Annotated in this window: 4 protein-coding genes and 2 pseudogenes; 4 read left to right on the top strand and 2 right to left on the bottom strand. The window is 42.5% G+C overall.

The genetic code is table 11. The annotated features are described in order from the left end of the window. Both B4033_RS13645 and B4033_RS13640 read right to left on the bottom strand, forming a co-directional pair. Window positions 1-333: pseudogene (locus B4033_RS13645) on the bottom strand (Vi polysaccharide biosynthesis UDP-N-acetylglucosamine C-6 dehydrogenase TviB); the annotation flags it as partial. Continuing rightward, window positions 331-464, bottom strand: a pseudogene (locus B4033_RS13640) (Vi polysaccharide biosynthesis UDP-N-acetylglucosamine C-6 dehydrogenase TviB); the annotation flags it as partial. The pseudogenes B4033_RS13640 and B4033_RS13645, both read right to left, overlap by 3 nt. A gap of 291 nt (window positions 465-755) precedes the next feature. On the opposite strand from B4033_RS13640, the gene B4033_RS09510 reads away from it, so the two are divergent. The 4 genes from B4033_RS09510 (at window position 756) to B4033_RS09495 (ending at window position 6081) form a co-directional block, all read left to right on the top strand. Next, on the top strand, window positions 756-1859 hold the full coding sequence (locus tag B4033_RS09510) for a polysaccharide biosynthesis/export family protein (protein ID WP_286833442.1): 1104 nt from the start codon (window positions 756-758) through the stop codon (window positions 1857-1859). After that, complete coding sequence (locus B4033_RS09505; protein WP_048882595.1) at window positions 1859-2287, top strand: low molecular weight protein-tyrosine-phosphatase; 429 nt, start codon at window positions 1859-1861, stop codon at window positions 2285-2287. Before B4033_RS09510 ends, B4033_RS09505 begins: the two co-directional genes overlap by 1 nt. A gap of 21 nt (window positions 2288-2308) precedes the next feature. Beyond that, the gene (locus B4033_RS09500) at window positions 2309-4492 is read left to right on the top strand and encodes a polysaccharide biosynthesis tyrosine autokinase (RefSeq protein WP_286833437.1); all 2184 of its coding nucleotides are present in this window, start codon (window positions 2309-2311) and stop codon (window positions 4490-4492) included. A 146-nt stretch (window positions 4493-4638) separates the two neighbouring features. Beyond that, window positions 4639-6081: a capsule assembly Wzi family protein gene (locus tag B4033_RS09495; protein ID WP_286833434.1), complete on the top strand. Its 1443-nt coding sequence runs from the start codon at window positions 4639-4641 to the stop codon at window positions 6079-6081. Window positions 6082-6152 lie beyond the last annotated feature (71 nt).

The raw sequence follows: 6152 nt of genomic DNA, 5'->3' as shown, positions 1-6152 counted from the left end.
AGCATCATAATGGTACTTTTGCAAATAATTAATAGGTGTTAAAGTATATTCATGTTTAGCTTTTTCTATATCTACCCAAGAGTCGTAAATATCTAAGTCTAGGTTATATTCTCTTAAGACCTAAGCCATTTCTAAAATTTTAGTATTATAAATGTCCGAACTTTTTTCCTTTAAAACTTAAACTCATCACTAAAATTGTAGAACTTACAACTTGAATACGTTGCTTCACCATGTCTTTAATTAACTGAGTGGCTACATACTCCTCCATACGGACATTCAAACCACGGGATGCTATAAAATAATTTTTAGATATAAACCAATTGACTTACCTTCCAGTTCATCAATTCGTTTTTGGTAGATATCAAAACCAACGACAGGTACTTTTTCCCAAATTCAACAGCAAGTGGCAAGCCCACATAACCTAGACCAATCACTGCAATTTTTAAATCTGTAATAAATAGCATTTCCACGCCTTATTTATATAATGTACTTACGAAGCTTAAATCTTTCGGCAGGAATACTAGCAGAAAAATATGAAATTTAGGTTATGATTTAGTACCAAAAAGCTAATCCCTGTTAAATATTTTGCTCATTTTATTTCAAAATATTTTTCCTAAAAATGTCATAAGGCTAAGCTTGGCCCCTTTTCGCTGACTATTCAATTATAATCAGATACATTTTGTTATAGAAAGTACAGACTTCTCAGGTAGAATATCGCAAATTTATCGAATTAAATATTAAAAACAGGATTTCATGTGCGACAAATTCAACTGGCTTTTTTACTGACTTGCGGTCTGACTTTGACCGGTTGCGCCGTTACCTCTGGTCTGCAAACCTATGATCTACCAGTAGAAGGTGTTTATCAAACCGAACTTGGTACTTCAGTCAACGTGATTAGGCTCACCCAGGACTCTATACTGGCTGTTCAACCTGCTGTACAAAACATTCAACAAGATTATGCCCATTTGTTTAGCACCCCGCATCGTAGCTACAGTCTGAGCCCGGGTGATATCTTGTCTATTTATCTTTGGGCCTATCCGGAAATTACCCCACCGAGCAGTAGCATTAGCAGTGACCAGTCTGCTCAGGCAAACGGTTATCAAATTGACTCGCAGGGCTATATCCAGTTTCCGATGATTGGCCGTTACAAGGCTTCAGGTAAATCTCTGACTCAGGTCAACCGTGAATTGCGCAGCCAATTGTCACGCTATTTAAAAACCCCGGATGTCATTGTCCGGGTTTTGTCCTATCAGGGCCAGCGCTATTCGGTTCAGGGCAATGTCATGAAAGGCGGACAGTTTTATTTAAGTGATCAACCTGTGAGTGTATATACCGCTTTGGGTATGGCGGGTGGTGTTAATGCACAACAGGGGGACAATACTTCTATGACTTTGGTCCGTCAGGGACGTACATACCAGCTCAATACCGTAGAATTAGAAAAAGCTGGACTTTCTCTGCATAATTTATTGATCCAGCCCAATGACACTTTATATGTGAACAATCGCGAAAATCAAAAAATTTATGTCATGGGTGAATCCGGCAAAAATCAGTCCTTGCCATTACGGGACCAAGGCATGAGTTTAAGTGATGTATTAGGTGAAAGTTTGGGGCTAAATCCACTCTCTGCCAGTCGCAGCAAGATTTATATTGTGCGCAGTCAGGCAAATGCTGTCCATACTGAAGTTTACCAGATGGACCTCACCAGTATTGCCGACTTTGGCCTGGCCAATCAGTTTAAAATGCGCAGTAATGATATTGTCTATGTCGATGCTTCAGGTCTGGCACGCTGGCAACGTGTTGTAAATCAGGTGATTCCTTTCTCGAATGCCTTATATAATCTGGATCGGCTGGGGCAATAATGCAGTTTAAGCATATTCTGGTGGTCTGTGTCGGCAATATCTGCCGCAGTCCCATGGCTGAATATTTACTCAAGCAGGCTCTACCTGAACGGCAGATCCATTCGGCCGGTATTGCAGCCATGATCGGCTATCCGGCAGATGAGAAAGCCCAGCGCTGTATGCAAAGTATCGGACTGGACATGCAGGCTCACCGTGCCAAAAAACTGACTGGGGACATGATTAAACAGGCCGATCTGGTGCTGGTCATGAGTAAGAATCAGCAACAGCATTTAGAGCAGCACTGGCCTTTTGCCAAAGGAAAAACTTTTCGCCTGGGGCACTGGCAATCAAAAAATATTGCTGACCCCTATCAGCAGGATCAACTCTTTTTTGACCACACCTTTGAGCAGATTCAACAGTGTGTAAATGACTGGATATCCCATCTTTAAATAATTGAATGACAATAAACTATGAGCCAAACCACCAACGCTGAAGATACCATTGACTTAAAAGAACTCTTTTTCTCCTTGATTGCTCAATGGAAACTCATTGCCCTTTGCGTCATTTTAAGTATTGTGACGGCTTTACTGTATTTACGTGTTACACCAGATACCTATCGTGTGGATGCGCTGGTTCAGGTCGAAGAAAGCAAAGGAGCATCTGCTGCTTTGCTTGGCGATATGTCGAACATGATCGAACAGAAGCAACCGGCCCAAGCAGAAATTGAAATTCTGAAATCACGTCTGGTCTTGGGTGACGTAATTGATCGTTTGAATCTGGACCTACAGGTAGCAGGAACAGAAAACTCCCTGTTTGACCGCCTGCTGAATCCGCATGATTACCGAACTGAATATTCGCCTCAATCCGTTTTATTCAGAGATGGTGATCAAGCGTTTGATATCCGCCAGTTTGATATTCCACAGGCCTATTATGACAAGACTTTAGAACTACAATTTAAAGAACAACAGTTTAGTCTGACCGATCCAAGAACAGGCCAAGTGGTTTTTTCTGGCCTGTTAAACCGCAATAATCAGGCGACTCATGCGAATGGGACCTGGAAAGTGGCAATTTTTAGTCAGGACCAGTTCCAGGACCGTTATCTCATCAGTAAACAGTCTCTGCCTGCTGCTGCAAATCGTTTACTTGCAAATTACTCTGTCGCAGAAAAAGGCAAAATGACCGGGATTTTAGGCTTAAATTATGAAGGCCAAGATAAAGCACATATTACCCAGGTACTGAATGCCATTCTGCAAGCATACAGTCAGCAGAACGTGGAACGTCGTTCAGCCGAAACGGCTCAAACGCTTAAGTTTCTGGAAGATCAGCTACCTGAACTGCGTCAGCAGCTGGATGTGGCAGAACGTGAATTTAACCAGTTCCGTCAGCAGTCTAATACTGTGGATGTAACCAAAGAATCCGAGTTGTATTTAACTCAAAGTATTGCGCTGGAAACCCAAAAAGCCCAGCTGGAACAGTCAGTTGCTGAGGCTTCAGCGAAGTACACCAGCGAACATCCGGTCATGCAGCAGATGGAAGCCCAACTGGCTGCGATCAATAGCAGAATTGCCGAGCTGAATGGAACCTTAAAACAGCTACCAGATTTACAACGTCGTTACTTACAGCTATATCGCGAAGTCGAAGTCAAACAGCAGCTGTATACAGCGCTGCTTAATTCTTATCAGCAGTTAAGAATTGCCAAAGCCGGTGAAATCGGTAATGTGCGTATTGTTGATACCGCTGTTGAACCACTTAAGCCGATTGCACCAAAAAAACTGCAGATTCTGATTCTGTCAATTTTCCTCGGTGGCTTCCTCGGCATCTTAATCGCACTGTTACGCAATATGATGCGCAGTGGTATTAAAGATGCAGCACAGATTGAGAATGAACTGGATATTCCTGTTTATGCCACCGTACCGCGCTCAGCAGTTCAAGAAAGCCGTGTAAAACTGCTGAAAAAGAAAAAATCTATTCCTGTTCTTGCAGTTAAAGATAGCGAGGATATTGCGGTGGAAAGTATTCGCAGTATCCGGACTACGATTCATTTTTCGCTGACGGAAGCCAAAAATAATATTATTGCTATCTCTGGCCCGGCCCCAGAAGTGGGTAAATCTTTTATTACAGCAAATCTGGGTGCCATTCTGGCGCAGGGCGGTAAAAAAGTCTTGGTGATGGATGGCGATATGCGCCGCGGCTATTTACACAAGTATTTTAATCAGGATACAGCCCCAGGACTGTCTGAGCTTCTGCTGGGTACTCATACTTTGGAGCAAGTCATCAAGGCCGACAGCTATGAGGGTCTGTACTTTATTTCACGGGGTAAAAACCCATCTAATCCTGCAGAGTTATTAGGTTCACAAAAGTTCCAGGCACTTTTGAGCGAGTTATCTGCTCAGTTTGATCATATTCTGATTGATACGCCGCCTGCCCTGGCAGTCACAGATGGTGTGATCATTGCACAGTCTGCTGGTGTGAACCTGCTGGTGGTACGTCATGCCAAAACTCAGATGAAAGAGCTTGAATTGACCATCAACCGTTTTGAGCAGGCGAAAGTCAAAGTGAATGGTGTGATTCTGAATGATGTACAAAAAGGGGTGGCAAGTAGCTATGGTTATAATTATGCTTATGTATATACTGCAAATAAAGACAATGACTAATTCATTGTAAGCTTTGATTTCACATCCTGCCTTAAGCAGGGTGTGAAATCACCCTCTATTACATTTATCCCAAATGATCATTGTTGAAAAAATCAACTAAAAAACCTATCGTGGTTACAGTTTAAAACTCCTGAGAATTTACAAGAATGTTTAAATCGAAAACACTGCTCGCCAGCTTGGCATTAAGCTCCTCACTAACCTTTGCGCAAGGCATCGTTTTAAATGAGCAAAACCTGCGTACCGATTTAAACTGGTTAAATCAGCAAGGTGTGATTCAAATCAGCACTTCGACCTGGCCAATGAGTGGTGATGAAATTCAACGTGCCCTTTCTCAGGCAGAAGTTAGCAATAGTAATCAACAAAAAGTCATTGATTCTGTCATGGCTCACTTAAATACCAATAACCAGTTACTCAAAGCATCCTTGTTTGCAGAGACAGATCAAAAAAATATTCCTCAAGCCTTTGGTGACCAGCAAAAAGCTCAATATCAAGCAGGTATAGAGTTGAATACAGGTAATCAGAATTGGGATGCTAGACTTCGCGTGAATGCAGAAAAAGATCCCCAGATTGATCATGATCAAGATGTGAATGTTGAAGGGTCTTACCTCGCAGGTAAACTATGGAATCAATGGCTAATTGCTGGGCAAATCCCGACCTACTGGGGACCTGGCCATGATGGCAGCTTAATTCGGGGTGATGCCAGCCGTCCTGTGTATGGTGTGACCATGCAGCGTGCCGAACAGCATGCTTTTGCAAATAAATGGCTATCCTGGATCGGACCTTGGCAATATCAAGCCTTTGCCGGACAACTAGATAACTACGATGCTGTACCTGATGCTAAGTTGATTGGTTTACGTGTCACCGCGCAACCTTTACCTTATCTGGAGCTGGGTGCTTCGCGAGCTATTCAATGGGGGGGAGAAGGAAGACCTGAAAGCCTGAGCTCACTTTGGGATGCTTTTGTCGGGAATAAAGACAATGGCGGCACAGGTGAACCTGATCCATCAAATCAAATTGCGGGTTTTGATGCACGCTTAAATCTACAACCATTGCTACAAGTCCCAATGGGAATGTATGCACAATATGTTGGTGAAGATGAAGCCGGCGGCTTACCGGCCAAAAAAATGTATTTGGCTGGAGTCGATTATTCCTCTAGCTATAATAATATGCCTTTTCAGCTATATACCGAATGGGCAGACACCCGCACCAATGGCAAGGCCCAAGGTATTTCTTATAATCACAGTGTATATACCGATGGTTTTTACCAGCATGGTTATCCATTAGCGCATGCGATGGGTGGTGATGGGCAAATGATTTCTGTGGGTGGTGATATTCGTTTCGATCGCCTGAATCGTGTTAATGCACGAGTACTGTTTGCCAAGTTGAATGAATCCACCCGAACTACTAATTTAGCTTTTCCAGCGCAAGATAATTTAAAAGCTGTTGATGTGAGCTGGACCCATTATCTACGTCCCGATATTCCACTAAAATTAAATGGCTGGATCAGTAATTCAGACCTATATGGTAATGATGGCGGTGCATCGATTGGAATTGAATTTCCTTTAGAAAAAGGCTTATTTTCCTACTAAGTTCTTTGCAAAAGATACTTTTAGTTGTGACAATCATTGTTGCTAGACATTCTCGAACAATGATTAAAAGC

The sequence above is a fragment of the Acinetobacter sp. UBA3132 genome (assembly GCF_002364825.1).
Taxonomy (GTDB): Bacteria; Pseudomonadota; Gammaproteobacteria; order Pseudomonadales; family Moraxellaceae; genus Acinetobacter; species Acinetobacter schindleri.
This window is presented reverse-complemented; position numbering and strand designations above follow the sequence as displayed.